This is a genomic window from Methylobacterium phyllostachyos (assembly GCF_900103445.1).
GTDB classification, from domain to species: domain Bacteria; phylum Pseudomonadota; class Alphaproteobacteria; order Rhizobiales; family Beijerinckiaceae; genus Methylobacterium; species Methylobacterium phyllostachyos.
In genome coordinates this window covers 158,393-181,354 of the sequence record NZ_FNHS01000012.1, presented here as the reverse complement: position 1 = coordinate 181,354, position 22,962 = coordinate 158,393, and the positions used below count along the sequence as shown (strand labels likewise).

Sequence of the window (22,962 nt, the reverse complement as noted above, 5' to 3'; positions counted from 1 at the left end):
TCAAACACCGGGCGACGGTGCGACAGGGGCAGGACACGGGTTCGGATGAGGCTTAGAACAGGCCCGCGGCCGGAATGACCGGCCCCGGGACCCCTATGCAATGACGCCCGATGCGCCGGAGAGCGCCCCGGCCGACGGGCCGACGCCGTCCGCTCCGAATGCCGGCCAGGATCCCCGCACCCCGGATCCGCGCTCGGCGGCCCGGGAGGCGCGGCGTGCTGCCCGTGACCTGTTCCGCAGCCTGTGGTCCCTGATCGTTGCAGGCGCCCTGGTGGTCGCCGGCGCGGGACGCGCCGCGGCAACGCAAACGCGGGGCTTGTTCGATCGTCGGCGCCGCGCCGGATCGCCCCCCGCCTCACTGGATCCGGGTGCGGTGCCGCATGCCCGCTCCGCATCGCCGTTCGCCGCGCGCTTTCGCCGCCGGCCGATCCTGCTCGCCGCCGGAGCCGCGATCCTGCTCCCAGTCCTGGCGCTCGGCCTCTACCTGCTCGCCGCCCTCCTCACCCTGCCACCCTTGGGCGGGGCGGTGGTCGAGAGCAACCAGCGGGCGATTACCGTGGAAGCCGATGACGGGCGGGTCTTCGCCACCCGCGGCAGCTTCCGCGGCCAGAAGCTCACCGCGGCCGACCTGCCGCCCCACCTCGCCCAGGCGATCGTGGCGATCGAGGACCGGCGCTTCTACAGCCACCGGGGCATCGACCTGCGCGGGCTCGTCCGGGCCGCGTACCGCAACGCCCTGGGCGGCGGCGTGCGCGAGGGTGGATCGACGATCACCCAGCAATATGCCCGCCTGACGTCCCTCAACCAGGAGAAGACGCTCTGGCGCAAGGTCCAGGAGGCGATCCTGGCGCTGCGGCTCGAGTCGACGATGAGCAAAGACGAGATCCTGCTCGGCTATCTCGACACCGCCTATTTCGGCGCCGGAGCCTACGGGGCGGATGCGGCGGCGCGGCGCTATTTCGGCAAGCCCGCCAAGGCGCTGAACCTTCCGGAATCCGCGATGCTGGCCGGGCTGGTGCGTGCACCCTCGACGCTCGCACCCACGCGCAACCTCGGCGGCGCCAAGGAGCGGGCCGACGTGGTGCTCCAGGCCATGGTGGAGACCGGCGCGATCACGCAAGCCGAGGCCGACGCAGCCCGCCGGCAGAGCGTGACCCTGAAGACGCCCCCCGAGGCCCCGCCCGGCACCAACTACTTCCTCGACATGATCGCGGGCGACGTGAAGCGGCTGGCCGGCAAGGACGGCGACCTCACCGTCCGCTCGACCCTGAACCTCGACCTCCAGAACCTCGCCGAGGGCGTCGTGGCCCGGCGCCTCGACAAGGACGGGCGCCGCCGGAAGGTCGGCCAGGCTGCCATGGTGGTGCTGTCGAAGGAGGGTGCGATCCTCGCCATGGTGGGCGGCCGGGACTACGAGGACAGCCAGTTCAACCGCGCCGTCCAGGCCAAGCGCCAGCCGGGCTCCCTGTTCAAGCTGCTGGTCTATCTGACCGCCTACGAGCAGGGCTACACGCCCGACTCCATCATGGTCGACCGGCCCGTGAAGATCGGCGACTGGGAGCCCGAGAACGACGACGGGCGCTACCGTGGATCGGTGCTGCTTAGGACCGCCTTCGCGCTCTCGATCAACACGGTGGCGGCCCAGCTCGGTCAGGAGGTCGGCATCCCGGCGGTGATCGCCACCGCACGCAAGCTCGGCATCCAGTCCGACCTGCCGAATGTGCCGAGCCTCGTGCTCGGCTCCGGTGCCGTGAGCCTCCTGGAGATGACCCGGGCCTATGGCTCGGTCCTGTCCGGCCGCACGCCGCTCCAGGCCTACGGCATCCAGGCGATCCGCGGTTCGGCGCTGCAGCCGCTCTACGTCCAGACCGACCCCGCCCCCACGGCGGGCCTCGCTGAGGCCCCGCGCACCATGATGCTCGACTCGCTCCAGGCCGTGGTCGAATCCGGGACCGGGCGGGCCGCGCGGGTGCCGGGCCAGATCATCGGGGGCAAGACCGGCACGAGCCAGGATTTTCGCGATGCGTGGTTCGTCGGCATGACGCCGGATCTCGTCGTCGGAATCTGGGTCGGGAACGACGACGACAGCCCCATGAACCGGATGTTCGGCGGCGAGATGCCCGCCGGCATCTTCCACGATTTCGTCCAGCGGGCGGCCGAGAAGCTGGCCAAGGGTAAGCCGCGCCCCACGGCCGAGCGGGCGGAGCCGGCCCGGGCGGCGGCGCCCGCCGCGATCCCGGCCGCAGCCGGCGAGGTGCGCGGCGTCCCGGAGGTGATCGACACCGGGACCCTCAATCTGCGCGGACGGATCGTGCATCTGCTCGGCGTCGAGGGCGAGCGCGGCCATCTCGCCCGCCAGCTCGCGAACTACCTGCGGCGGCGGGAGGTGGTCTGCACCGGCCTCTCCGACGGCGGCACCGCGCGCTGCCAGATCGAGGGCGACGATCTCGCCGGGCTGATCCTGGCAGCCGGCGGCGCCCGCGCCACCGAGGACGCGCCGCCGGACCTGCTCGGCGCCGAGGAGCAGGCGCGCGCCGAGCGCGTGGGTCTCTGGGGCCGCTGACGGCTCAGCCGTTCCCGAGCTTGGCGAGGGTCTTCGCGTCCGGCTCGCCGTTGAAATACTTTGCCAGCGCCTCGGCGAAGAGCGGCTCGTCGGGGGCGGCGGCGCTGAACAGCGTCAAGCTCGACCGGAACTTCATGTCGTCGGGGGAGCCGAAGATCGCGTGCGCCGAGCGGCCCGACACCCGGTTCACCGCTGTCGTGCAGGCCCGCAGGCGCTCGCCGAGCACGGGATGCGCGAGATAGGCCCGCGCCTCGTTCAGGGAGCCGATCGCGTAGCGTTGCGCCATCGGGCTGGAGCCGAGGCCGGCAATTTGCGGGAAGACGAACCACATCCAGTGGCTGCGCTTTGCCCCGGCCTGCAATTCCGCCAGGGCGTGCTCGTAGACGCCGTCCTGCGCCTCGACGAAGCGACCGAGATCGTACGCATCCGCCATTGCCGCCCTCATCGTCGTCGTGACGCGCCGGCCGCTCGAGTGTAAGCGCGGCCCATGTTTGGTACGCTCGTCGCCTTCATGGTCGCGAACCCCGCGACCAGTCATGCCATGACGGCCGTCCTAGAGACCATCGGCATGGCGGCCGTCCTGATCCTGCTGCGGACCCCGCGGCCGGAAGGGACCGCCGCGCTCCTGGTCTCCACCTACTATTACGGCCGGGAGGCCGGGCAACGCGAACACGACATCAAGCATGCGGGTTGGGATGCCGTCCAGGCGCATCTCGGCGCGGAGTTCCTGTATGGCTGGTCCTGGCCGAACCTGCAGCAATGGGTGGCGCCGACCTGCGCGGCCTGGATGGTCGCGGGCGCGCTCTATTGGTTTCGCTCGCGGACGGAACGGGTCCGCACGGCACGCCGGTAACCCGTCCCGCCCCGGCCCTCAAGTCCGCGCGAAGGGACCATCCGAGGGGCCGATCTCGCTGCGATCGCCGAGGAGCCGCCGCCCCGAGGCGATGATCTGAACCGTGTCGCGGCTGCAGCATTGGCGCCGGGCCAGGGCCTCCAGGTCGCGCAGATAGTCGATCACCGGGCTGCGCTGCTTCTCGCCCCGTCCGATCACCGGTTCGACACGGGCGGTCACCGTGCCGGCGACCGTGTCCCAGAAATCGGGCGGGCAAACCGCCGGCTGCCCAATCGAAGGTTCGTGCATCGCTTGTCCCCTCCTGCCGCATGGGTGGCACTTCTCGGGCAATTCAGGAACGGTCGCATTTACCCAGGTTGAACGCCGCGACACGATCCGGCGATCGCCACCGCACGCTCGCGTCCTTGTCATCCCGGGGGGCCAGAAACTTCGACCCGATGCGGGCCAGACGGGCGGCGCCGTCGCGCGTTTTCTACCGGGCGAACACGCGGGGGAACGACATGACGGCCAAGACTTCGCCGATGCAGGACCAACCAGTCCGACACGATCCCGCCGGACGACCGGCTGAGACGCGCCTGCGCTCGATCGCCAAGGCGGTGAGCTGGCGCATCGTCGGCAGCCTCGACACGCTGCTGCTGTCGTACCTGTTCACGGGGAGCGTCCTCATCGCCGGCTCCATCGCATCGACCGAGACCGTGACCAAGACGGTGTTGTACTACCTCCACGAGCGTGGTTGGACCCTGGTCCCGCTGGGCCGGGCCTGACGCTCGGGTCCGGATGGTCCCGAGCGGGCTGGCGGTCCCCGAAACGGAAAAGCCCCCGTGGACAGATCCACGGGGGCCTCGAACCTGGGCCATTCGAACTTGGGCCATTCGAACCTGGGGCAGCAAAGCCCCGGCGGACTTACTTAATGAGGGCGAGCAGCGCCTTGCCGGCCTTGGAGTTGAGCTCCTTGGCATCCAGCGTGCCGTCGCCGTCCGGATCGGCCATCTTGAAGCGCTCGGCGACAGCGGCGAGGTACTCCTTCTTGTCGAGGGTACCGTCGCTGTCCGGATCGGCCTGCTTCACACCGGCGGCGCTCAGGCGGCCCTTCAGCTCACGGGCGTCGAGCGTGCCGTCGGAATCCTTCTCGAGACGGTCGAAGGTCGTGGAGGCCACCGCCTCGACTTCCTTCATGTCCACCGTGCCGTCATTGTCCGTGTCGATCATCTTGACCGCGCTTGCACCACTGACCGGCTTCGCCAGCGCAGCGGGGACGGACAGGCTGGATACCGCGAGGGCCGCAGCGACGAAGCCACTGAAAATACGAAGGGTCATTGCCAAATTCTCCCGAAACTTTCTGCCCGATCTTCCTAGTTTGCGATTCGGCTTGCTGCAAGTGCGAAATCGCGGGGCTCTTGTCCTCCGGGCGTCATTCACAGCATCGTCCATAGGAAAGGGGCCGGCGGATGCCGGCCCCTCCTGTTCTCGACAGTCTTTTGATCGTCTTGAGCGAACCGTATCAGTAGCCGTAACCGCGGCGGACCACCGGGCGGTCGTCATCGTAGCGCTGGCGCCGATACAGGCGGTCTTCCTCATAGGCCCAGTCGCGGCGGTACTCCTCCCGCCGGAAGTCACGCTCGCGCTGGGCTCGGGAGCGAAGGTCCACGCTCGGGCCATTCGGCCCGATATCGATGCGCTGCGCCGCTGCAGGAACGACGCTCGCGAGGGAGGCGGCCAGAACGGCGCCGGCAAGCAGGGTCTTCATGGGACACTCCTTCGTGCGTTCGCCGTTCAACACGTTTTCGTGAGGATCGTTCCCAGGTTTGGTCGATTCCGGCCAGATCGCCCAGGTATCCTTCCGGTTAGGCCAACGTCGCCAGATCCTGGAACCAGTGCTGGGCCTGCACATAGCTCTTCACCCGCGGCGATAGTGCGTGCGGGTTGGTATCGTGCACCACCCAAACCTGTACCGCGTCATCGACGACGATCTCGTGGATACGCGCGAGGAGCCTGTTCTGCTCATCCGTGTCGAGACTCGCCTTCACCTTGTCGCAGAGGGCATCGACCTCGGGATTGCGATAGTGGCTCCAGTTCACGCCATTCGGGGCGATCTGCCTGGAATCGTAGAAGCGCAGGATCGCGTAGAACGGATCCGAGGTGACGTAGGCGATGTTGCCGGCGCTGATGCCCTTGAGGCTCGGATCGGCCGCACCCTGCCGCCAGGCCGTGTAGGCCACCTCAAGCTCCACGGTCTTGAATTCGACCTGGATGCCGATCTCAGCCCAGCTCTGCTGCACATACTCGTTGATGGGCAGCGAGAGCATCTGCCCGGTGCCCCCGGTCGGGATCAGCACCGTGGCCTTGACCGGATTCTTGACCGAGAAGCCAGCCTCCTCCACGAGCTTGCGGGCCGCATCGACGTCGGTTTTGATCTGGAAGCTCGGCTTGCCGAACCACGGACTCGACTGCTGAACCTGGCCCACGGCCGGCTGCGCGAGCCCGCCCATCAGCTCAACCACGCCCGCCCGGTCGATGGCGAGATTGGCGGCCTTGCGCAGGCGCAGGTCCCGCCAGGGCGAGCCCTCCAGCATCGAGAGGTGGTAGTTCCAGACATGCGGCGTCTCATTGCCGACGACCCGCATGCCGGCCGCCTTCAGGCGCGGCACGGCATCGGGCGCGGGCGCCTCGATCAGGTCGACGTTGCCGGAGAGCAGCGCGTTCACCCGGGCGAGATCCTCAGGCACGCAGGTGAGCGTCAGCTTGCCGAGCTTGGGCACGCGCTTGGGGTTCCAGTAGCCGACATTCGGCAGGAGTTCGAGGCGCACCCGCGGCACCAGCTGGCCCATCCGGAACGGCCCGGTGCCCGAGGGCTCGAAGGCGAACTTCGCCCAGTCGCGGCCGACCTTCTCGTATTGGGCGGGCGAGGAGATCAGGAACCAGAGCATCTGGTAGGGGAACAGGCTGTCGGGTGTCTTGGTGGTCACCTGGACGGTCTTGGCGTCGAGCTTCTTGTAGCTCGCGACGCCGGGCAGGCGCGGGCGGACCTGGGCGGCCTGCCGCTGGTCGAAGTGCGGCGCCTCCTTGTTGAGCACCTTGTCGAAGTTCCAGATCACCGCGTCGGCGTCGAAGGCCGAGCCGTCGTGGAACGTCACGCCCTCGCGCAGGTGGAAGGTCCAGACCTTCGGATCGGCGGCGTCGGCCTCCCAGGACGTGGCGAGCCCGGGGATCATCTTGCCGGGACGGTCGGCAATATCGAGTTCCCAGGCCACCAGCGGATCGTAGAGAGTGAGGCCGGTGAACTGATAGCCGCCCGCGCCGCGGTCCGGCTGACCGGTGGTGAGCGGCAGGTCGGTCATCGAGATGCCGTAGGTCAGGCTGCCGGGGCCTCCGCCCTGCGCGCTGGTCCGGCCCGGCGCTCCGAGCGTGGCCAGTGCCGCGCCCCCGATCATGAGCGAGCGGCGTGTCGGCTTGATCAGATCCATCGTGTCTCTCGGCTGGTAGCGGATGTGCCGCACGAGGCGGCACCCGCTCTCCAGGCGCGCAGCAGCCTTCTCTCAGCCGCGACCCCATGCTGCATATTGTATCATGCACGCATCATGCCCAATCCGATCGCGGAGGGCTGCGGTCAGACCTGCCAGACCTGACCGGGGCGGAGGGCCAGGAACCGTTCGAGCGGGATGCCGGCAGCCCCAAGCGCCGCGTTCAGCGCTTCGGCCGGGCGTTCGATCCCCTCGTCGGTGAGCTGGAACGTGCCCCAATGGTGGCCGAGCGCCTGCTCGGCGCCCAGGAGCCGGAAGCCCTCCACCGCCTCGGCGGGATCGACATGCTGCGCGCGCATGAACCAGCGCGGCTCATAGGCGCCGATCGGCAGGGTCGCCAGCCGGGGCGGCCCGAACCGGGCCCGGATGTCCCGGAACAGCGCCCCGTCGCCGAAGCCCGTATCGCCGACATGGTAGTGGACGCCCCGGGGCGAGGTGATCACGAAGGCGCACCACAGGGCCATCCTCCGGTCCTGGACGCCCCGGGCCGACCAGTGATTGGCCGGCGTCAGGTGGACTTGAAGTCCGTCGCCGAGATCGACCGACTCACCCCAGTCGCGGGTCTCGACATGCATCGTATCGTCGTAGCCGCGCAGGATCGCGTCGTTGCCGAGCGGCGCCACGATCAGCGGCTGATGTGCCTGCCAGATCCGCGCGACGGCCGGCCCGTCGAGATGGTCGTAGTGGTTGTGGGTGATCAGCACCGCATCGATCGGCGGCAGGTCGGCGAAGGCGATGCCCGGCGGGTTGACGCGCTTCGGCCCGGCGAAGCGCACCGGGCTGGCGCGCTTGGCGAAGACGGGGTCGATCAGGATGTTGCGGCCGGCAACCTGCACGAGGTAGCTCGCGTGCCCGATCAGCACGACCCGCAGCCCCCCGACGCGCTCGGGCGGGTGATCCGACGGGAACGGGCTCGGAGCGCTCTTGGGCCAGGCTTCCCGCGCGCGCTTGGCCTGCCAGCGCAGCACGTCGGACAGCGACTTGTCGGTCGCCTGATCCGGCAGGAAGAAGCGCAGGCCGTCGAAATGGTCGGAGACCGGGCCGCGATAATAGGGGTTCCGGCCGCGCCGGTGGGCGGCATAGCCGACGCCGCCGAGCGTCATCACCGTGGCCGCACTTGCGACCGTGAGCAGGCTGCGCCGTTTCATACGCTCCGAGATGGCGGGTCGTGCGCGCGGGTCAAGCTCCCAAGCCTTGCGGCGGCGAGCCTCAGTCCACCGCCTCGGCGGCCAATGAGAGCCGCGCCCGGTAGACGATTTTGCCGACGCCGTCGCGCACGCAGGCCACGTAGTCCTGGCGCTCGACATCCGGCAGCATGTCGCGGGCGATCGCCGACATGATCCGGGTGACCTTGGCGCGGGCGGCCGGAAGGTCCGGAAGATCGAAGCCGACCTCGTCGCGGATCGGCTGCGAGCCGTCGTGAAGATCGATAAAGAAGCGAGGCATCGGCACGAATGGTCTCGAAGAGAGGTCCTGCTCCGCGATGATTGCTCTATGTATGGTTAATAGGATCTTAAATTTGGGGATCGATCAGTTTCCTGGCTCATGGCCTGCGCCGCGCCCCGTCGGGGCTGCATGATCCGGTTCGCGCCTCTCCCTTCCCCTCTGCGGGAGAGGGGGGGCGCCGCGGTTTATCCTCCGATCGGCGATAATTGTGGGCCGATATGCATGACCAGTGGAGCCCGCTCGGTAGGGGGAAGCCCGCGCCGCAGTCGATCAAATACATTGCCCCCCAGCCAGCCGTTTCAAGGTGTTCCCAACCCACGCCAGGATGAGATTTTTCACTTGGTCATCAAGGGTTTGGCGGATATTTCATCCGCTCGCCGTCTTTGCGAGCGGAAGCGAAGCGATCCAGTCGGCGCCACGCCCGCCGACGTCGCGCTGCCCTGGGTCGCTTCGCTGCGCTCGCGATGACGGTGGAGGCTGACGGGTAAGGCAGGCGTCAAAAACCTCGGAAGAGCTGACCCCGCATCGTCCGATCCAAATAATCCCGTCGCCCAAACGCATGCTGGACCACGCGCCGCGCTTAAGACCGCCAGCGCAGCTCCCGACGCTCCAGCGGGTTCGTGAACGGACGCCCGTCGCGGGCTGCTTCCAGCGCCTCGCGCTTCAGGCGGAAGTACCATTGCGAGGGCAGGTCGCCCTGGCCGAACAGCACCATGGTTGGCTTGCGGTCGAGGCCGTCCTGCGCATGCTGCAACACCTGCTGGTCCTGCGTGAGGAACTGCCGCATCAGCGGGCGCGCGACGGGCTTGAGCAGGTTCAGCGCCGGCATGCTCCAGTAGAGGGCGTTGGTGAGCAGCGTCCGGTCCGGCGTGAGCGGGGTTGCAAAGGTGTAGTTCGCCACCCGTTTTTCGCCCGCGTGAATCCGCTCCAGGCGGACACCCGGCAGGCGGAACTCGATCTCGACCTCCGGCACGCCGCCGAGCAGCCGGTAGACCGGAGAACTCGTCGTGGTGGCGTGGCTCGTCATGACGAAGCCGTGCGGCACCGGCTGGAAGGTCTTCACCTTCTCGCGGAGCTGCTTCGAGGGCCGGAACCACCATGAATCGTGGACGAAAGCGACGTGGCCGGGATCCACGAGACTCAAGGTCGTGAGATCGAAGGAGGCCTCGACCACGAGTTCCACCACCAGGGAACCGGCCGGCGTGAAATCGAGCTCCGGCAGGGCCGCGACCTCGCCGCCGGCTGGGCCGAGATGGGGATTGACCCAGAGGAAGCCGGCGTTCTCGCGGATGGGGAAGCGCTGGACCTGGATGCGCGAGAAATCGGCGGCATCGTGCTCCGAGAGGGTCGGCACGTCGCGGCAGCGTCCGTCCGTGCCGAAGCGCCAGCCGTGGAACGGGCACATCAGGGTGTCGCCGTCGAACCGGCCCTTGGACAGGGCCATGCCGCGGTGAGGACACCGGTCGCGCAGGGCGAAGGGGGTTCCGTCCGGGGCACGGCCGAGCACGATCTGCTCGCCGTTCAGCTCCACGGCGCGCAGGCCCGTCTTGCTGCCAGCCTTGCCGAGGCTCCGGGACTGACCGACGCAGTACCACGCATTCCCGAGCGGCTGGCGCATCGCGTCGGGATCGAGGGCGTCCTCGTCGGCGGGGCGCGGCGGATTGGTGAAGGGCGCGTTCAAGGCGGCTCGGGCTTCGGACGGGATGCCCCGTCATACGCCCGGTGGCCGAAGCGCGAAAGCGCCGGCCGGTAACGCGCAGGTTTGGGGAGGACAAACGGGCGCAGGCGCGGGGCTTCACAAGCCGGTTCGCACCGCCTACCTTCGCGTCATCCGCAACCAACGAAAGGAGGTGATCCAGTGTCTCATTGTCATCAGCCGTGTGTCTCGGCTCATCGGACCTGGACCGTCGCCTCCGGCGCGTCGCTCTAAGACGCGTCAGAGACCCGATTTCGGGACAGTTCCGCCGGACGACACGGTTCGGCAATGGAAGGGCCACCCCAACGGGTGGCCCTTCGGCTTTTTGAGGGTCAGCGCTTCTGCATCTGGAACAGCGGCTGGGCCAAAGCCTCGGTCCGGGCGCGCCATAGGTCGCGCTCCTCGCGCAGGGCATCGCGCTCGCCCACCAGGGCGGAGCGCTCGGCCGCCGCCCGCTCGCGCTCGGTCTTGAAGCGCTCGCGCTCGGCGCGGATCTCCGCCTGCTCCGCCCGCAGCTCGTCGAGGGAGCCGATCTCGTCCTGGATATGCGCGCGCAGGGTGCGGATCTCCTCGGCGAGGATCGCCTGCAATTCATCCTGACGCTCGGCCTCCAGGCGGAGCTTCGCCTTGAGCATCAGGTTCTCGGCCATCAGCTCCGAGATGTCGGCATCCTCGGGCTCGGCCGCCGGCGACGGGCCGGCGGGCGCCACCACGCGCGGCGCCCACGCGGTCTCGGCGGCACCATGACCGGCCTTCGGGTCGCGACGGGGTGCCTCGGCCGGGCTGTGCGTCTTCATCGCCGAGAGCCAGTCCCGGAGCGGCCCGGGCGCGGGGCGGCCGCTTGACTCGGGCGGCAGGGAGCGGGCGGGTTCCGACATGGGCGGCGTCCTGAACGAAATCGCCGCCATGACAAGCCAACATGCTTAACGATCGGTAAAGGATGAGGCCGCCGCAACGGCTCCTGTGATCCGGAAATTGACTTTCCGCCCCAGCGCGGCTACGCCCCGCGCTCCCGATCCGAAGCAGATCGACCGATGCCAAGCCGACCGGTCCCGTGAGACCGGAGGTCAACGCCCGACAGCGCGTCTGCGCCCTCGGGCGCGATGGGCGTTGGCCGAGACGCCACGACGGGCCCCGCCGGCCGAGGCACCCGCATGACGCCAGATCAGCAAGCGTTGAAGATCGAGGACGCGATCAACGAGACCTGCCCGTGGTCGGGCAAGCCGATCTCGGCGGATTCGCTCACCCTCTACAACGGCGCCGTGGTGGGCTTCTGCAATCCGGAGTGCCGGGACAAGTTCGCCAAGGCCCTGCGCAGCTTCGAGGCTGCCCTCCAGGCGCGCCGCGTCGAGCGCGCCGGGCTCGAACAGTAAGCGCGGGGCGTCAGAAGCATGTTCGAAGGCCTGTCCGACCGCCTCTCCGGCATCCTCTCGGGGCTCACCCGCCGGGGCGCCCTGACCGAAGCCGACGTCACCGCCGCCATGCGCGAGGTGCGCCGCGCCCTGCTGGAGGCTGACGTCGCCCTCGAGGTCGTGCGCGGCTTCACCGACAAGGTGAAGGAGAAGGCGGTCGGCGCCGTCGTGCTCAAGTCGGTGACGCCCGGCCAGATGGTCGTGAAGATCGTCAACGACGAGCTCGTGGCGATGCTCGGCACCGATGCCGAGACGATCGATCTCAACGCCCCCGCCCCGGTGCCGATCCTGATGGTCGGCCTGCAGGGCTCGGGTAAGACCACCACCACCGCCAAGATCGCCCGGCGCCTCTCCGACCGCGAGAAGCGCAAGGTGCTGCTCGCCTCCCTCGACACCCGCCGCCCGGCCGCCATGGAGCAGCTCGCGGTGCTGGCCAAGCAGGTCGGCGTGGAGAGCCTGCCGATCATCGCCGGCCAGTCGGCGGTGCAGATCGCCAAGCGCGCGATGGATGCCGCCCGGCTCGGCGGCTTCGACGTCGTGATGCTCGACACCGCCGGCCGCACCACGGTGGACGAGGCCCTGATGGCCGAGGCCGCCGAGGTGAAGGCTGCGACCCAGCCCCACGAGGTGCTGCTGGTCGCCGACGCACTCACCGGCCAGGACGCGGTCAACACCGCCCGCGCCTTCGATCAGCGGCTCGGCGTCACCGGCATCGTGCTGACCCGGATGGACGGCGATTCCCGCGGCGGCGCGGCGCTCTCCATGCGCGCCGTCACCGGCAAGCCGATCAAGCTCGTCGGCACCGGCGAGAAGGTCGATGCGCTGGAGGAGTTCCATCCGGCCCGCGTCGCCAACCGCATCCTCGGCATGGGCGACATCGTCTCGCTGGTCGAGAAGGCCGCCGAGACCATCGACCACGAGCAGGCGCTCCGCACCGCGGAGAAGATGCGCAAGGGCAAGTTCGACCTCGAAGACTTGTCGATGCAGCTCGGCCAGATGGAGAAGATGGGCGGGATCGGCGGCCTGATGGGCATGCTGCCCGGCATGGGCGCGATCAAGAAGCAGGTCGAGGGCGCCAACCTCGACGAGAAGATGTTCAAGCGCCAGCGCGCCATCATCTCGTCGATGACCCCGCAGGAGCGGAAGAACCCGGACCTCCTCAAGAACTCCCGCAAGAAGCGCATCGCGGCCGGCGCGGGTGTGGATGTCTCGGAGATCAACAAGCTCCTGAAGATGCACCGGACCATGGCCGACATGATGAAGGCGATGGGCTCCGGGAAACGCGGGATCGGGCAGGCGCTGGGTTCGATGTTCGGCCTCGGCGGCGGCGGGATGGGTGGCGGCATGCCCGGCCTTCCCCCCGGCATGCCGGAGCCGACGCCGGAGCAGATCGCGCAGCTCGAGAAGCAGTTCGGCGGCAAGCTGCCGCCGATGCCGCCGGGCCTGGGCGGCGGAGGTGGCATGCCCAAGATGCCGGGGCTTCCCGGCCTCGGCGGCCCGAAGCTGCCCGGCCTTGGCGGGTTCATGCCGGGGAAGAAGAAATGACCGTGCTCGCGGCGCAGGCCGTCGATCCCGAACTCGCGCGCCTGCGCGACAGCATCGACAACTTCGATGCGGCGCTGATCCACCTCCTCGCCGAGCGCTTCCGCTGCACGCAGCGGGTCGGCGAGCTCAAGGCCCGAAAGGGGATCCCCCCTTCCGATCCGGACCGGGAGGCCCGCCAGGTCGCCCGGCTCCGCAAACTCGCGGTCGATGCCAAGCTCGACCCCGATTTCGCCGAGAAGTTTCTGGCCTTCGTGGTCAAGGAAGTCATCCGGCACCACCAGTCGATCAAGGCGGACCACGAGTCCCAGATCGAGCAACAGCGAAAGTAGTCAGACCATGGCCCTCAAGATCCGTCTCACCCGCGGCGGCGCCAAGAAGCGCCCCTATTACCGCATCGTCGTCGCCGACGCCCGCGCTCCGCGCGACGGGCGCTTCATCGACAAGGTCGGCGCCTACGACCCGATGAAGGCCAAGGACGATCCGACCCGCATCGTGCTGGACAACGAGAAGATCCAGAGCTGGCTCGCCAAGGGCGCGCAGCCGACCGACCGCGTCCTGCGCTTCCTCGACCAGGCCGGCCTTGCCAAGCGCCCGACCCGCAACAACCCGCAGAAGGCCGAGCCAGGCGAGAAGGCCAAGGAGCGGGCTGCCAAGCGCGCCGAGAAGGCCGCCGCCCCCGCCGAGGACGCCGCCGCTTAAGGCGCGCGCATCATGGCGCGCCGCCCCGCAGGTCCCTCCCCCCGCGACGGCGGTCGCCGTGGCCGCATGAACGCGGCCGTCGGCGCGATCGCGCCCGACGCCGCGACCACGCCCAAGGCGCCGGCCCCCAAGCCGGCGCCGCAGCCCGCCGACCCGAACCTCGTCCTGATGGGCGAGTTCGGGCGGGCCCACGGGCTCAACGGCGAAGTTCGCCTCAAATCCTACACGGCCGACCCGCGGGCGATCGCCACCTACGGCGCCCTGCTGACTGCGGACGGCCGCAGCCTGACGCTCGCCGAGATACGCCCCGCGCCCGGCACCTCCCCCGACATGCTGATCGCCCGGGTGAAGGGCGTGGCTGGCCGTACAGCCGCGGAGGCGCTGAACCGCGTCGCGCTCTACATCACCCGCGACCGCCTGGCCGCCCCCGAGGACGAGGACGAGGTCTATGCGGCCGACCTGATCGGCGCCACGGCCTTCGACGAGGCCGGCACCGTGATCGGGACGATCGTGGCCGTGCCGAATTACGGCGGCGGCGATCTTCTGGAACTGCGCCCGCCGAACGGCGGCGCGACGGCGCTCCTGCCCTTCACCAAGGCTTTCGTGCCGGTGCTCGACGTGGCGCAGCGCCGGGTCACGGTGGTCCCCCCGGAGGATCTGTTCGCCCCGCCGGGTGAGAAGCCGGCCGACGATCCGGGTTGAACGTCCCGGGATGGACGATAACGCGGCTTCGTCCTCCACTCCGCGAATCCGAACCATCCCCCTTATCCTGAGGTGCCCCCGTGAGCGGGCCTCGAAAGAGCCCTCCAGCCGGCCGCGCGATAACTGGATCCCTCCTTCGAGGCCTCCGCTACGCTCCGGCACCTCAGGATGAGGGAATGGTTTGGAGCATCGGCCGAACCAAAAAGACGCTCATGGCGCCGGCCCCGCCACCGCGGCCCGGGCGATCACCAGCGGCTCCGCGCTCATCGCCAGCGGCCCGTCGAAGGGGCGCTCGTGCAGGGCGATCAGCCCGAGGGTCGTCACCATCGCCAACGAGAAGGTCGTCAGAACCGTCGCCTGGGCGGCCGGGTGCTCCGTGTGGACGAGGCCCAGGGCCACCAGGGTCAGAGCAGCCAGGATCAGCAGGGTCAGCCACTTGGTACCGTCGCTGGCGGTCTGGCTCAGCGCCAGCCGGTCGCCGCGGTCGCCCCGCAGCGCCATAGCGGCATTGAGAAGTGCGGCGTGGGTCGGCGCCCCCGCCTCCGCGGTGATCTTCGGATCGGACACCGTCTCCAAGACCCGCCGCAGCCCAGCCCCGGCCTCCGGGGCGTAGCCGCCCTCGCTCATCCGCGGCCATTCCCGCTCGATCACCGCATCGAGATAGGCGACGAGCGCCGCCCGGATGTTGCGCATGTCGGAGGCCGAGGCGAGGCTGAGATCATAGAGCGCCAGGGCATCGGCGCGCTCGGCCTGGAGGGCGCGGGAGGCCGAGCGCTGGCGCTCCCAGGCATCGTTGGCCACGAAGCCCGTGAGCAGGGCCAGCAGCGTCGCCAGTGCCGTGAAGTAGGTGGGCACCATACCGGCGCCCAGGCGGCGCATCATTGGACGCGTCCGGCGCAGATGCGATAGCCCGTACAGGACCGCGCTGAGGAGGCCGAACAGTAGGGCCAGCGCCGCGAAGATCGCCCAGAGCGGTTGGTCGAGCCAGAGTCCGAGGAGCATGCGGCGGCCTGCATCGTGGGCGACGGGACCGCGATGCTGACAACCTTGGGCTGAGAAAGCGTGAAGGTAGGCCGTGAACGCTGCGCGTTCCGGGTCAGCGATTCCCCGACAGGTCGCTACCGCCGCGTCGCCCCGTCCCGGCAGGGTCGAATCGCCTCCGGCCTCGGCCGCTGGTCGGGCGCGGGCGCCACGAAGATCGCGAGGTAGGCGCCGCCCTTCAGCGGATGGAACCCGGTCTCCCGGTAGCCCGCTTCCTTGAGTTCGCAGCGCAGGAGCGCCGGTGGGGTGCCATGCCGGGAGGGGATGTCGTCGGCATCGACGATGCCCACGCGCCCGCCCGGCCGCATCGCCGCGGCGAGGTTGTGGAGCAGGCCGAAGGGCTGGGTGATCTCGTGATACATGTGCACCAGGATCGCCGCGTCCACAGAGGCCGGAGGCAGGCGCGGATCGTGCGGTTCGCCCCGCACCACGGTGACGTTGCCGAGTTCGGCCACCCGCTTTTCCAGGGCGGCGAGATAGTCCGGGGTCACGTCCTCGGCGAGCACACGACCGCCCGGCCCGACCAGGGGGCTGAGCCGGACCACATAGTAGCCGCTGCCGGCGCCGATATCCGCCACCGTCTCGCCGGGCGCGATGGCCATTCCCTTCGCGACCTCGGCGAACTCGCCCGCCCGGTCGCGCTCGGCCTCGGAGGACCAGCGCGGCGCGACGATCTCGGCCACCGGCCGGTCGGGCCTGGGGAAAGCGTCCGCGGGGGCGCCCGGAGGTGCCATTGGGCCGGCGGCGAAAGCCGGGCCAGCGAGGCAAACGGAGAGGCAGGCCAGGATCCGGATCATGGCCGGTAACAGATCGCAGGCCGGATCGGTGCCGACGGCGTTGACCGTGCCGCACCCCGCGCGCGATCAAGCGGCATGACGCGCGCGGACACGCCCTGGCGGGCCACGATCCTCACCCTCTACCCGGAGATGTTCCCTGGGCCCCTCGGCGTCTCGCTTTCAGGCGACGCGCTCGCCCGGGGCGCCTGGACCTTGGAGGCCCGCAACATCCGCGAGCACGGGCTCGGCCGGCACCGCTCCGTGGACGACACCCCGGCCGGGGGCGGCGCCGGGATGGTCCTACGCTGCGACGTGTTGGCCGCCGCCATCGACGCCGCAAGCCCGACCGGTGACCCGCGTCCGCGGCTGCTGATGTCCCCCCGCGGCCGGCCGCTGACGCAGGCGCGCGTGCGGGACCTCGCCGCGGGACCGGGCGCGCTGATCGTCTGCGGCCGGTTCGAGGGTGTGGACGAGCGGGTGATCGCCGGGCGCGGCCTGGAGGAGGTCTCGATCGGCGATTACGTGCTCTCGGGGGGCGAGATCGCTGCCCTGGTGGTCCTCGACGCCTGCGTGCGGCTCCTGCCCGGCGTGATGGGCAAGGTGCAATCGGGCGTCGAGGAGAGCTTCGAGGGCGGCCTCCTCGAATATCCCCACTACACGCGGCCGCGCGATTGGGAGGGCCACGGGATCCCCGAGGTGCTGTCTGGCGGCAACCATGCGGCTATCGCCCGCTGGCGGCGAGAACAGGCCGAACGCATCACCACCGAGCGGCGACCGGACCTCCCCGGCGCGGGCGGCGCCTCTCAGGCCGCCTCCAGATCGATCACCGGGCCGTCCCGGTCGTAATCGTGCGGATCGAGCCGGAGCGGTTGCCGCTCGGGCCTGCGCAGGCGGCTCGGGAGGGCGACATGGGCCGTTAAGCCCCCAATAACCACAAGCAGAGCGGACCAGACCGCCACTATCGCGGCGCTGTGCATAGACATCGATGTACCTCAAACGCTACGCGGCACAGCGTTGAGGCTAACGGCCCGGACTTAATCGACTGTTCCCTGCTCCCGGAGAGCCTGTCCCGACTGGGGCCACCCCTCGAAGATTGCAACACTGGCAAGCGCTTGCCAGGCGGCCGGTTTGGGCGCATGCGCGAGTCCGGGATCTCCTCCCCGCCGAGGAGCGCCCCTCTGCAGGATGGATTCGCGATGACCAGCCGCCCCACGCAGCGCCCCCGCGTGCCCCATTTCTCCTCCGGCCCCTGCGCCAAGCGCCCGGGCTGGACCCCCGCCGCCCTGGCCGATGCCGCGCTCGGCCGGTCGCATCGGTCGCCCCTTGGCAAAGCCAAGCTCGCTCGGGCGATCGACCTGACGCGCTCTGTCCTGCAGGTGCCCGCCGATTACCGGATCGGCATCGTTCCGGCTTCTGATACCGGCGCCGTCGAGATGGCGATGTGGACGATGCTGGGGCCGAAGCCCGTCGAGGTCGCCGCCTGGGAGGCGTTCGGCAAGGAGTGGGTCACGGACGCGTTGAAGCAGCTCAAGATCGCCCCGCGCATCCACCAGACGCCCTACGGCGTCCTGCCCGATCTCGCCGCGATCGACACGCAGCACAACGACGTGGTCTTCACTTGGAACGGCACCGCGGCCGGCGTGAAGGTGCCGGACGGCGACTGGATCGCGGCAGACCGCGAGGGACTGACGATCTGCGACGCCACCTCGGCGGCCTTCGCGCAAGCCCTGCCCTGGGACAAGCTCGATGTCGTGACCTTCTCCTGGCAGAAGGTGATGGGCGGCGAGGCGGCGCACGGCATGCTGATCCTCTCGCCCCGCGCGGTGGCAAGGCTCGAGAGCCACACGCCGTCCTGGCCGCTGCCGAAGGTGTTCCGCCTGACAAAGGACGGGAAGCTGATCGAGGGCATCTTCAAGGGCGACACGATCAACACGCCCTCGATGCTGGCGGTAGAGGATTACCTCGACACGCTGGCCTGGGCCGAGCGGATCGGCGGCCTGCCGGCGCTGCACGCCCGGGCGGACGCCAACGCCAAGGCGATCTACGACTGGGTGGCGCGCACCCCCTGGATCGCGCCGCTGGCGGTCGATCCGGCGACCTACTCGAATACCGGCGTCTGCCTCGTGCTGGCCGACTCGGACGTGCTCGCCCGGGGCGATGCGGCGGTCTCGGCCTTCGCGGCGGGGATCGTCGAGCGCCTGGACCGGGAGGGTGTCGCCCTCGACATCGGCGCCTACCGCGACGCCCCGGCGGGCCTGCGCATCTGGTGCGGCGCCACGGTGGAGACCGCCGATCTGGAAGCCCTGATCCCCTGGCTCGACTGGGCCTTCGCGGAGGAGAAGGCGGCGCTGACGCGGGCGGCGTGAGGGGCGGAGGCCCGCAAAGCGCGGATGCGTTCTCGGAGGATCCTGCCGATCCTCCGGTTCGCACGATGCCGATTGGGCTTCAGGGGGCTCGCCATGACACGCCACACCGTCGTCGGCTATGCCTGGGATCCCGACGCGGCCGTTTGGTACGTCTCGGGCAGCGACGTTCCTGGCCTTGCGACTGAGGCAGCCTCGCTTGCGCCGCTCAGGCAGACGCGATCCGAAATGATCCAGGGTCGTCGGGAAGATCTTTCAGACGTCGATCTATGCCTTGATCTGGCCCCTTCGCTTCCCGACCATGGAAGCTGAAGCATCAAGCCTTGCCTGAATTCTGAAACGCGCATGTTCGGCACCGGCAGGCGATGACCGGAGCAGGCAATGGCTCATAAGATCATCGGTCTCATCGGCGGGCTCAGCTGGGAAAGCTCCGCGGAATATTACCGCCTCATCAACGAACGCGTTCGAACGCGGCTCGGTCCCCTGCACTCGGCGCGATGCCTGATGTGGTCGTTCGATTTCGCCGAGATCGAAGCCCTGCAGCATGCGGGTCGCTGGGACGATGCAACCGGCCTCATGATCGAAGCGGCCCATCGCCTCCGGCGCGGCGGCGCTGAGATCGTGCTTATCTGCAGCAACACGATGCACCGCATGGCGGACACCATCCAGAGCGCCCTTGACGTGCCGCTCCTGCACATCGCTGACCCGACGGCCGAACGCATCAGGGCGGCCGGGCTGCGCTCCGTCGGCCTGCTGGGAACAGCCTTCACCATGGAGCAGGACTTCTACCGGGGGCGGCTTGCAGAGCGTTACGGTCTGGAGGTTCTGACGCCGGATGCGGTGGACCGCGCCTGCGTCCATCGCGTGATCTACGACGAGCTGGTCCAGGGCAGGATTGAGCCCGCCTCCCGCGCCGCGTACCAGGACATCATCGCCAAGCTCGTGACGCGCGGCGCCGAAGCGATCATCCTCGGTTGCACCGAGATCATGCTGCTTGTCAGGCCGGAGGACAGCGCCGTGCTCCTCTACGACACGACGGCCATTCATGCCGAGGCCGCCGTCGAGATCGCCCTCGCCACATGAAAAAACCCCGGCTCTTTCGGAGCCGGGGGTTCTGATACCGGAGACGCGGCCCCGCAGGGCCGCGCCACATGCTTCAGTAGTTGTAGGCGCGCTCGCCGTGATCGGCGATATCGAGGCCCTCGCGCTCCTCCTCCTGCGTCACCCGCAGGCCGATCGTCAGGTCGACGAGCTTGTAGAGGATCGCCGAGCCGATGCCCGACCACAGCAGGGTCAGGCCGACCGCTTCGGCCTGGATGATGAGCTGGCTCATCATGTCGTAGGCACCGACCGCCAGTTCGCCCGGCTTGGAGGTGTAGTCGGGGATGCCGACGCCGCCGAGGTTCGGGTCGACCAGGATACCGGTCGCCAGGGCGCCCAGGATGCCGCCGACGCAGTGCACGCCGAACACGTCCAGCGAGTCGTCGTAGCCCAGCGCATTCTTCACCGTGGAGCACATGATGAAGCAGACCACGCCGGCGACGAGGCCGAGCACGATCGAGCCCATCGGGCCAGCGAAGCCCGAGGCCGGGGTGACGGCCACGAGGCCGGCGATCGCACCCGAGAGCATGCCGAGCAGCGACGGCTTGCCCTTGAGCGCCCACTCGGCGAACAGCCACGCCACCGCGGCGCCGCAGGTCGCCACGAAGGTGTTGAGCATGGCGAGCGCGGCCGTGCCGTTGGACTCGAGGTTCGAGCCGGCGTTGAAGCCGAACCAGCCGACCCACAGCAGCGAGGCGCCGATCATCGTCATGGTCAGCGAGTGCGGGGCGAGCAGGTCACGGCCGTAGCCGATGCGCTTGCCCATGATCAGGCAGCCGACGAAGCCCGCGATTCCGGCGTTGATGTGCACCACGGTGCCGCCGGCGAAGTCGAGGGCGCCCTTCTGGAACAGGAAGCCGGCATCCTTGTTGACCGCGTCCAACGCCGCCTGGGCGGTGGCCTTCGAGGCGTCGTCGGTGGCGGCAGCCAGAGCCTTGGCGGCGCCGGCGACGGCATCCGGGCCGGCCCAGTACCAGACCATATGGGCCATCGGGAAGTAGATGAGCGTGACCCAGAGGATCGTGAACACCACCAGGGCGGAGAACTTCATCCGCTCGGCGAAGGCGCCGACGATCAGCGCCGGGGTGATCATCGCGAACGTCATCTGGAAGCACAGATAAGCGTATTCGGGAATCACGACGCCGTTAGAGAAGGTCGCAACGGTGGAGTTGGCGTCGATGCCCTTGAGAAAGGCCTTCGAGAAGCCGCCCACGAAGTCGTTAATGCCGCCGCCACTGGTAAAGGCCAGGCTGTAGCCGTAGAACACCCAGAGCAGGCCGACGATCGACACGATCGCGAAGACCTGGGTCAGCACCGAGAGCATGTTCTTGGTGCGCACGAGGCCGCCGTAGAACAGGGCAAGGCCCGGCACCGCCATCATCAGGACGAGGCAGGCCGAGATCATCATCCAGGCGGTATCGCCCTTGTTCGGAACTGGGGACGGCGGCGGCGATGCGGCTTCCGGCGTCGGCGTCTGCGCGAGGGACGGCTCGATCAGGAGGGCGGCGATGGCCGCCCCTCCCAAGCCGAGCATGAGGGCGTGACGAAGTTTCATGGGCACGTGGCTCCCGGTCTTAAATCCGTATCGTTTCAGAAAGTCTGGACTCTGCGGGCCCGGACGCGCCGGGCCGCGGATCAGAGGGCGTCGGCGTCGGTCTCGCCGGTCCGGATGCGCACCGCCTTCTCAAGCGGCATCACGAAGATCTTGCCGTCGCCGATCTGGCCGGTGCGCGCGGCACCCGCGATAGCGTCGATGACGCTCGACGTCAGATCGGTAGCGACGGCGACCTCGATCTTCAGCTTCGGCAGGAAGCTCACCGCGTATTCCGCGCCGCGGTAGATCTCGGTGTGGCCCTTCTGCCGGCCATAGCCCTTCACCTCCGTCACCGTCAGGCCGTGGACGCCGATGCCGGTGAGCGCGTCACGCACCTCCTCCAGCTTGAACGGCTTGATGATGGCCATCACGATTTTCATGGGCGACGCCCCCTTCGAAGTCCCTGGGAACCGTTGCCGTCACACGATCCGCAGGCGCCCCGAAATCAGGTCGCCCGCTGGCTCGGAATGGCCCGCGGTCGAAGGCCGCTATTCAAGGACTATGCCAGACAAGCTTAACCGGGAACCTTTTTGCCGAGCAGGGATCTGCACAGGATTTAGCCGCGAACGACCAGGGCGCGTGCACATGCCGGCGCAAAGGTGCATCAATATCAAGCATTTTGCCCAATAAGGCGCACTTGAGGCCGTTGCACAGCGGCAACACACGTTGGAAAGCGCGCTTTAATCCCGCGTTGGCCGGATGAGGCCTTCCTGAGCGACAGAGGCGACGAGGTTTCCAGCCCGGTCGAAGATCTGTCCGCGGGCGAAACCTCGGGCGCCACCCGCCGCTGGACTGTCCTGCGCGTAGAGCAACCAGTCGTCGATTTTCGCGGGCCGATGAAACCAGAGGGCGTGATCCAGGCTGGCGGCCTGGATGGTGGGATCGAACACCGAGCGCCCGTGCGGGATCAGCGAGACGTCGAGCAGTGTCATGTCGGAGGCATAGGCCAGAACCGCCCGGTGCAGGGCGGGGTCGTCCGGCAGGGTGGCGGCTGCGCGCAGCCAGACATTGAAGACGGGCTCGGGCGGGCGGCCGCTCGTCCCCGCGGCGATGTAGCGGTTCAGATCGACGGGCCGCAGGGCGATCGGCCGCTCACGGCCGAAATAGGCGGCGATCGCCTCCGGCATGCCGCTGCCGCCGGCCGACGCCAGGGCCTTGCCGTCCAGGAGCCCTTCCGGACCCGCGACACTCGGCATCGCGGGCTGGTGGACGAGCCCCTCCTCCACCACCTGATACGAGACCGTGGTCGCGAAGATCGCCCGCCCATGCTGGACCGCTTTGACCCGGCGGGTGGTGAAGCTGCGCCCATCCCGAATGCGCTCGACCTCGTACACGATCGGCGTGCGGGGATCGCCCGGCAGCATGAAATAGGCGTGCAGGGAGTGGGCCGGGCGATCATCCGGCACGGTCCGGGTGGCGGCGACCAGCGCTTGTGCGACAACCTGCCCGCCAAAGACCCGTCGCCAGCCGGTCTTTGGGTTCTGCCCGCGGAACAGGTCGACCTCCAGCCGTTCGAGGTCGAGGATGGCGATCAGTTCGGCGACGGCATCGCTCATCGCGTCGGTATTGGCGTCCGTCATGGCGCGCGGGGTTTCCGTTCGTTGACCGCGTGCGACATAGGCCTATCGGACGAACCAAGCCAACGCCTCC

At 69.0% G+C, this 22,962-nt stretch carries 26 protein-coding genes; 12 read left to right on the top strand and 14 right to left on the bottom strand.

The genetic code is table 11. The features are described 5' to 3' along the window. The first annotated feature begins 100 nt into the window (after positions 1-100). Positions 101-2,563: a PBP1A family penicillin-binding protein gene (locus BLQ49_RS19855; RefSeq protein WP_091718816.1), complete on the top strand. Its 2,463-nt coding sequence runs from the start codon at positions 101-103 to the stop codon at positions 2,561-2,563. 4 nt (positions 2,564-2,567) lie between these two features. Here the strand turns inward: BLQ49_RS19855 and BLQ49_RS19850 are convergent, their stop codons facing one another. Continuing rightward, positions 2,568-2,996 carry a DUF1810 domain-containing protein gene (locus BLQ49_RS19850; RefSeq protein WP_091718813.1) on the bottom strand — a complete coding sequence of 143 codons (429 nt, stop codon included), beginning with the start codon at positions 2,994-2,996 and terminating at the stop codon, positions 2,568-2,570. A gap of 54 nt (positions 2,997-3,050) precedes the next feature. Between BLQ49_RS19850 and BLQ49_RS19845 the strand changes: the two genes are divergently transcribed. Next, entirely contained in the window at positions 3,051-3,416 is a 366-nt protein-coding gene (locus BLQ49_RS19845; RefSeq protein WP_091718811.1) for a hypothetical protein, read from the top strand. Between the two features lie 18 nt (positions 3,417-3,434). Here the strand turns inward: BLQ49_RS19845 and BLQ49_RS19840 are convergent, their stop codons facing one another. Beyond that, positions 3,435-3,704: a hypothetical protein gene (locus BLQ49_RS19840; RefSeq protein WP_091718808.1), complete on the bottom strand. Its 270-nt coding sequence runs from the start codon at positions 3,702-3,704 to the stop codon at positions 3,435-3,437. A gap of 212 nt (positions 3,705-3,916) precedes the next feature. Between BLQ49_RS19840 and BLQ49_RS19835 the strand changes: the two genes are divergently transcribed. Then, positions 3,917-4,180: a DUF2061 domain-containing protein gene (locus tag BLQ49_RS19835; protein WP_244507689.1), complete on the top strand. Its 264-nt coding sequence runs from the start codon at positions 3,917-3,919 to the stop codon at positions 4,178-4,180. Positions 4,181-4,319: 139 nt separating this feature from the next. On the opposite strand, the gene lanM is transcribed toward BLQ49_RS19835, so the two are convergent. From lanM to BLQ49_RS19800, 7 genes are all read right to left on the bottom strand, one after another. Further along, positions 4,320-4,733 carry a lanmodulin LanM gene (lanM, locus tag BLQ49_RS19830; protein ID WP_091718805.1) on the bottom strand — a complete coding sequence of 138 codons (414 nt, stop codon included), beginning with the start codon at positions 4,731-4,733 and terminating at the stop codon, positions 4,320-4,322. Between the two features lie 184 nt (positions 4,734-4,917). Beyond that, positions 4,918-5,163, bottom strand: a complete 246-nt coding sequence (locus tag BLQ49_RS19825) for a hypothetical protein (RefSeq protein WP_091718802.1) — start codon at positions 5,161-5,163, stop codon at positions 4,918-4,920. A 97-nt stretch (positions 5,164-5,260) separates the two neighbouring features. Beyond that, complete coding sequence (locus BLQ49_RS19820; protein ID WP_091718800.1) at positions 5,261-6,880, bottom strand: ABC transporter substrate-binding protein; 1,620 nt, start codon at positions 6,878-6,880, stop codon at positions 5,261-5,263. Positions 6,881-7,023: 143 nt separating this feature from the next. Continuing rightward, positions 7,024-8,085: an MBL fold metallo-hydrolase gene (locus BLQ49_RS19815; protein ID WP_091718798.1), complete on the bottom strand. Its 1,062-nt coding sequence runs from the start codon at positions 8,083-8,085 to the stop codon at positions 7,024-7,026. A gap of 61 nt (positions 8,086-8,146) precedes the next feature. Beyond that, positions 8,147-8,383, bottom strand: a complete 237-nt coding sequence (locus tag BLQ49_RS19810) for a DUF6894 family protein (protein ID WP_091718796.1) — start codon at positions 8,381-8,383, stop codon at positions 8,147-8,149. Between the two features lie 580 nt (positions 8,384-8,963). Next, on the bottom strand, positions 8,964-10,001 hold the full coding sequence (locus tag BLQ49_RS19805; protein ID WP_091718923.1) for an aromatic ring-hydroxylating oxygenase subunit alpha: 1,038 nt from the start codon (positions 9,999-10,001) through the stop codon (positions 8,964-8,966). 410 nt (positions 10,002-10,411) lie between these two features. Continuing rightward, positions 10,412-10,957 carry an ATPase gene (locus tag BLQ49_RS19800; RefSeq protein ID WP_091718921.1) on the bottom strand — a complete coding sequence of 182 codons (546 nt, stop codon included), beginning with the start codon at positions 10,955-10,957 and terminating at the stop codon, positions 10,412-10,414. A 276-nt stretch (positions 10,958-11,233) separates the two neighbouring features. Between BLQ49_RS19800 and BLQ49_RS19795 the strand changes: the two genes are divergently transcribed. The 5 genes from BLQ49_RS19795 to rimM are packed head-to-tail and all read left to right on the top strand — an operon-like array spanning position 11,234 to position 14,437. Next, positions 11,234-11,452: a glutathione S-transferase gene (locus BLQ49_RS19795; protein ID WP_091718794.1), complete on the top strand. Its 219-nt coding sequence runs from the start codon at positions 11,234-11,236 to the stop codon at positions 11,450-11,452. Between the two features lie 18 nt (positions 11,453-11,470). Continuing rightward, positions 11,471-13,036, top strand: coding sequence for a signal recognition particle protein (gene ffh / locus BLQ49_RS19790; RefSeq protein WP_091718791.1), 1,566 nt, complete (start codon positions 11,471-11,473; stop codon positions 13,034-13,036). Further along, on the top strand, positions 13,033-13,365 hold the full coding sequence (locus tag BLQ49_RS19785) for a chorismate mutase (RefSeq protein WP_091718789.1): 333 nt from the start codon (positions 13,033-13,035) through the stop codon (positions 13,363-13,365). The genes ffh and BLQ49_RS19785 overlap by 4 nt, the downstream gene beginning before the upstream one ends. A 7-nt stretch (positions 13,366-13,372) precedes the next feature. Further along, complete coding sequence (gene rpsP / locus BLQ49_RS19780) at positions 13,373-13,735, top strand: 30S ribosomal protein S16 (RefSeq protein WP_091718787.1); 363 nt, start codon at positions 13,373-13,375, stop codon at positions 13,733-13,735. Between the two features lie 12 nt (positions 13,736-13,747). After that, on the top strand, positions 13,748-14,437 hold the full coding sequence (gene rimM, locus BLQ49_RS19775; protein WP_091718785.1) for a ribosome maturation factor RimM: 690 nt from the start codon (positions 13,748-13,750) through the stop codon (positions 14,435-14,437). Positions 14,438-14,647: 210 nt separating this feature from the next. On the opposite strand, the gene BLQ49_RS19770 is transcribed toward rimM, so the two are convergent. Both BLQ49_RS19770 and BLQ49_RS19765 read right to left on the bottom strand, forming a co-directional pair. Continuing rightward, a complete protein-coding gene (locus BLQ49_RS19770; protein ID WP_091718783.1) occupies positions 14,648-15,439 on the bottom strand; it encodes a bestrophin-like domain in 792 nt (263 codons plus the stop codon). Between the two features lie 116 nt (positions 15,440-15,555). Further along, on the bottom strand, positions 15,556-16,275 hold the full coding sequence (locus BLQ49_RS19765) for a class I SAM-dependent methyltransferase (RefSeq protein ID WP_091718781.1): 720 nt from the start codon (positions 16,273-16,275) through the stop codon (positions 15,556-15,558). Between the two features lie 75 nt (positions 16,276-16,350). On the opposite strand from BLQ49_RS19765, the gene trmD reads away from it, so the two are divergent. The 4 genes from trmD (at position 16,351) to BLQ49_RS19740 (ending at position 19,700) form a co-directional block, all read left to right on the top strand. Beyond that, positions 16,351-17,100, top strand: a complete 750-nt coding sequence (gene trmD / locus BLQ49_RS19760) for a tRNA (guanosine(37)-N1)-methyltransferase TrmD (protein ID WP_091718779.1) — start codon at positions 16,351-16,353, stop codon at positions 17,098-17,100. 350 nt (positions 17,101-17,450) lie between these two features. After that, entirely contained in the window at positions 17,451-18,620 is a 1,170-nt protein-coding gene (locus tag BLQ49_RS19750; protein ID WP_091718775.1) for a phosphoserine transaminase, read from the top strand. Positions 18,621-18,644: 24 nt separating this feature from the next. Next, positions 18,645-18,929, top strand: coding sequence for a DUF1902 domain-containing protein (locus BLQ49_RS30900; protein ID WP_091718774.1), 285 nt, complete (start codon positions 18,645-18,647; stop codon positions 18,927-18,929). 69 nt (positions 18,930-18,998) lie between these two features. After that, a complete protein-coding gene (locus tag BLQ49_RS19740; RefSeq protein WP_091718771.1) occupies positions 18,999-19,700 on the top strand; it encodes an aspartate/glutamate racemase family protein in 702 nt (233 codons plus the stop codon). A 73-nt stretch (positions 19,701-19,773) separates the two neighbouring features. On the opposite strand, the gene BLQ49_RS19735 is transcribed toward BLQ49_RS19740, so the two are convergent. The 3 genes from BLQ49_RS19735 to tesB form a co-directional block, all read right to left on the bottom strand. Beyond that, positions 19,774-21,273 carry an ammonium transporter gene (locus BLQ49_RS19735; protein ID WP_091718769.1) on the bottom strand — a complete coding sequence of 500 codons (1,500 nt, stop codon included), beginning with the start codon at positions 21,271-21,273 and terminating at the stop codon, positions 19,774-19,776. Between the two features lie 80 nt (positions 21,274-21,353). Further along, entirely contained in the window at positions 21,354-21,692 is a 339-nt protein-coding gene (locus BLQ49_RS19730) for a P-II family nitrogen regulator (protein ID WP_091718767.1), read from the bottom strand. A gap of 300 nt (positions 21,693-21,992) precedes the next feature. Further along, on the bottom strand, positions 21,993-22,892 hold the full coding sequence (gene tesB, locus BLQ49_RS19725; RefSeq protein ID WP_091718766.1) for an acyl-CoA thioesterase II: 900 nt from the start codon (positions 22,890-22,892) through the stop codon (positions 21,993-21,995). Positions 22,893-22,962 lie beyond the last annotated feature (70 nt).

Excerpts from the sequence above, each read along its gene's own strand:
- BLQ49_RS19800 (WP_091718921.1), bottom strand. The coding sequence starts at position 10,957 with ATGTCGGAACCCGCCCGCTCCCTGCCGCCCGAGTCAAGCGGCCGCCCC.
- BLQ49_RS19835 (WP_244507689.1), top strand. The coding sequence starts at position 3,917 with ATGACGGCCAAGACTTCGCCGATGCAGGACCAACCAGTCCGACACGAT.
- BLQ49_RS19825 (WP_091718802.1), bottom strand. The coding sequence starts at position 5,163 with ATGAAGACCCTGCTTGCCGGCGCCGTTCTGGCCGCCTCCCTCGCGAGC.
- BLQ49_RS19795 (WP_091718794.1), top strand. The coding sequence starts at position 11,234 with ATGACGCCAGATCAGCAAGCGTTGAAGATCGAGGACGCGATCAACGAG.
- BLQ49_RS30900 (WP_091718774.1), top strand. The coding sequence starts at position 18,645 with ATGCGTTCTCGGAGGATCCTGCCGATCCTCCGGTTCGCACGATGCCGA.
- BLQ49_RS19735 (WP_091718769.1), bottom strand. The coding sequence starts at position 21,273 with ATGAAACTTCGTCACGCCCTCATGCTCGGCTTGGGAGGGGCGGCCATC.
- BLQ49_RS19730 (WP_091718767.1), bottom strand. The coding sequence starts at position 21,692 with ATGAAAATCGTGATGGCCATCATCAAGCCGTTCAAGCTGGAGGAGGTG.
- tesB (WP_091718766.1), bottom strand. The coding sequence starts at position 22,892 with ATGACGGACGCCAATACCGACGCGATGAGCGATGCCGTCGCCGAACTG.
- BLQ49_RS19765 (WP_091718781.1), bottom strand. The coding sequence starts at position 16,275 with ATGATCCGGATCCTGGCCTGCCTCTCCGTTTGCCTCGCTGGCCCGGCT.
- BLQ49_RS19785 (WP_091718789.1), top strand. The coding sequence starts at position 13,033 with ATGACCGTGCTCGCGGCGCAGGCCGTCGATCCCGAACTCGCGCGCCTG.
- ffh (WP_091718791.1), top strand. The coding sequence starts at position 11,471 with ATGTTCGAAGGCCTGTCCGACCGCCTCTCCGGCATCCTCTCGGGGCTC.
- trmD (WP_091718779.1), top strand. The coding sequence starts at position 16,351 with ATGACGCGCGCGGACACGCCCTGGCGGGCCACGATCCTCACCCTCTAC.
- rimM (WP_091718785.1), top strand. The coding sequence starts at position 13,748 with ATGGCGCGCCGCCCCGCAGGTCCCTCCCCCCGCGACGGCGGTCGCCGT.
- BLQ49_RS19845 (WP_091718811.1), top strand. The coding sequence starts at position 3,051 with ATGTTTGGTACGCTCGTCGCCTTCATGGTCGCGAACCCCGCGACCAGT.
- BLQ49_RS19740 (WP_091718771.1), top strand. The coding sequence starts at position 18,999 with ATGGCTCATAAGATCATCGGTCTCATCGGCGGGCTCAGCTGGGAAAGC.
- BLQ49_RS19805 (WP_091718923.1), bottom strand. The coding sequence starts at position 10,001 with ATGCGCCAGCCGCTCGGGAATGCGTGGTACTGCGTCGGTCAGTCCCGG.
- BLQ49_RS19820 (WP_091718800.1), bottom strand. The coding sequence starts at position 6,880 with ATGGATCTGATCAAGCCGACACGCCGCTCGCTCATGATCGGGGGCGCG.
- BLQ49_RS19840 (WP_091718808.1), bottom strand. The coding sequence starts at position 3,704 with ATGCACGAACCTTCGATTGGGCAGCCGGCGGTTTGCCCGCCCGATTTC.
- rpsP (WP_091718787.1), top strand. The coding sequence starts at position 13,373 with ATGGCCCTCAAGATCCGTCTCACCCGCGGCGGCGCCAAGAAGCGCCCC.
- BLQ49_RS19850 (WP_091718813.1), bottom strand. The coding sequence starts at position 2,996 with ATGGCGGATGCGTACGATCTCGGTCGCTTCGTCGAGGCGCAGGACGGC.
- lanM (WP_091718805.1), bottom strand. The coding sequence starts at position 4,733 with ATGACCCTTCGTATTTTCAGTGGCTTCGTCGCTGCGGCCCTCGCGGTA.
- BLQ49_RS19855 (WP_091718816.1), top strand. The coding sequence starts at position 101 with ATGACGCCCGATGCGCCGGAGAGCGCCCCGGCCGACGGGCCGACGCCG.
- BLQ49_RS19770 (WP_091718783.1), bottom strand. The coding sequence starts at position 15,439 with ATGCTCCTCGGACTCTGGCTCGACCAACCGCTCTGGGCGATCTTCGCG.
- BLQ49_RS19815 (WP_091718798.1), bottom strand. The coding sequence starts at position 8,085 with ATGAAACGGCGCAGCCTGCTCACGGTCGCAAGTGCGGCCACGGTGATG.
- BLQ49_RS19810 (WP_091718796.1), bottom strand. The coding sequence starts at position 8,383 with ATGCCTCGCTTCTTTATCGATCTTCACGACGGCTCGCAGCCGATCCGC.
- BLQ49_RS19750 (WP_091718775.1), top strand. The coding sequence starts at position 17,451 with ATGACCAGCCGCCCCACGCAGCGCCCCCGCGTGCCCCATTTCTCCTCC.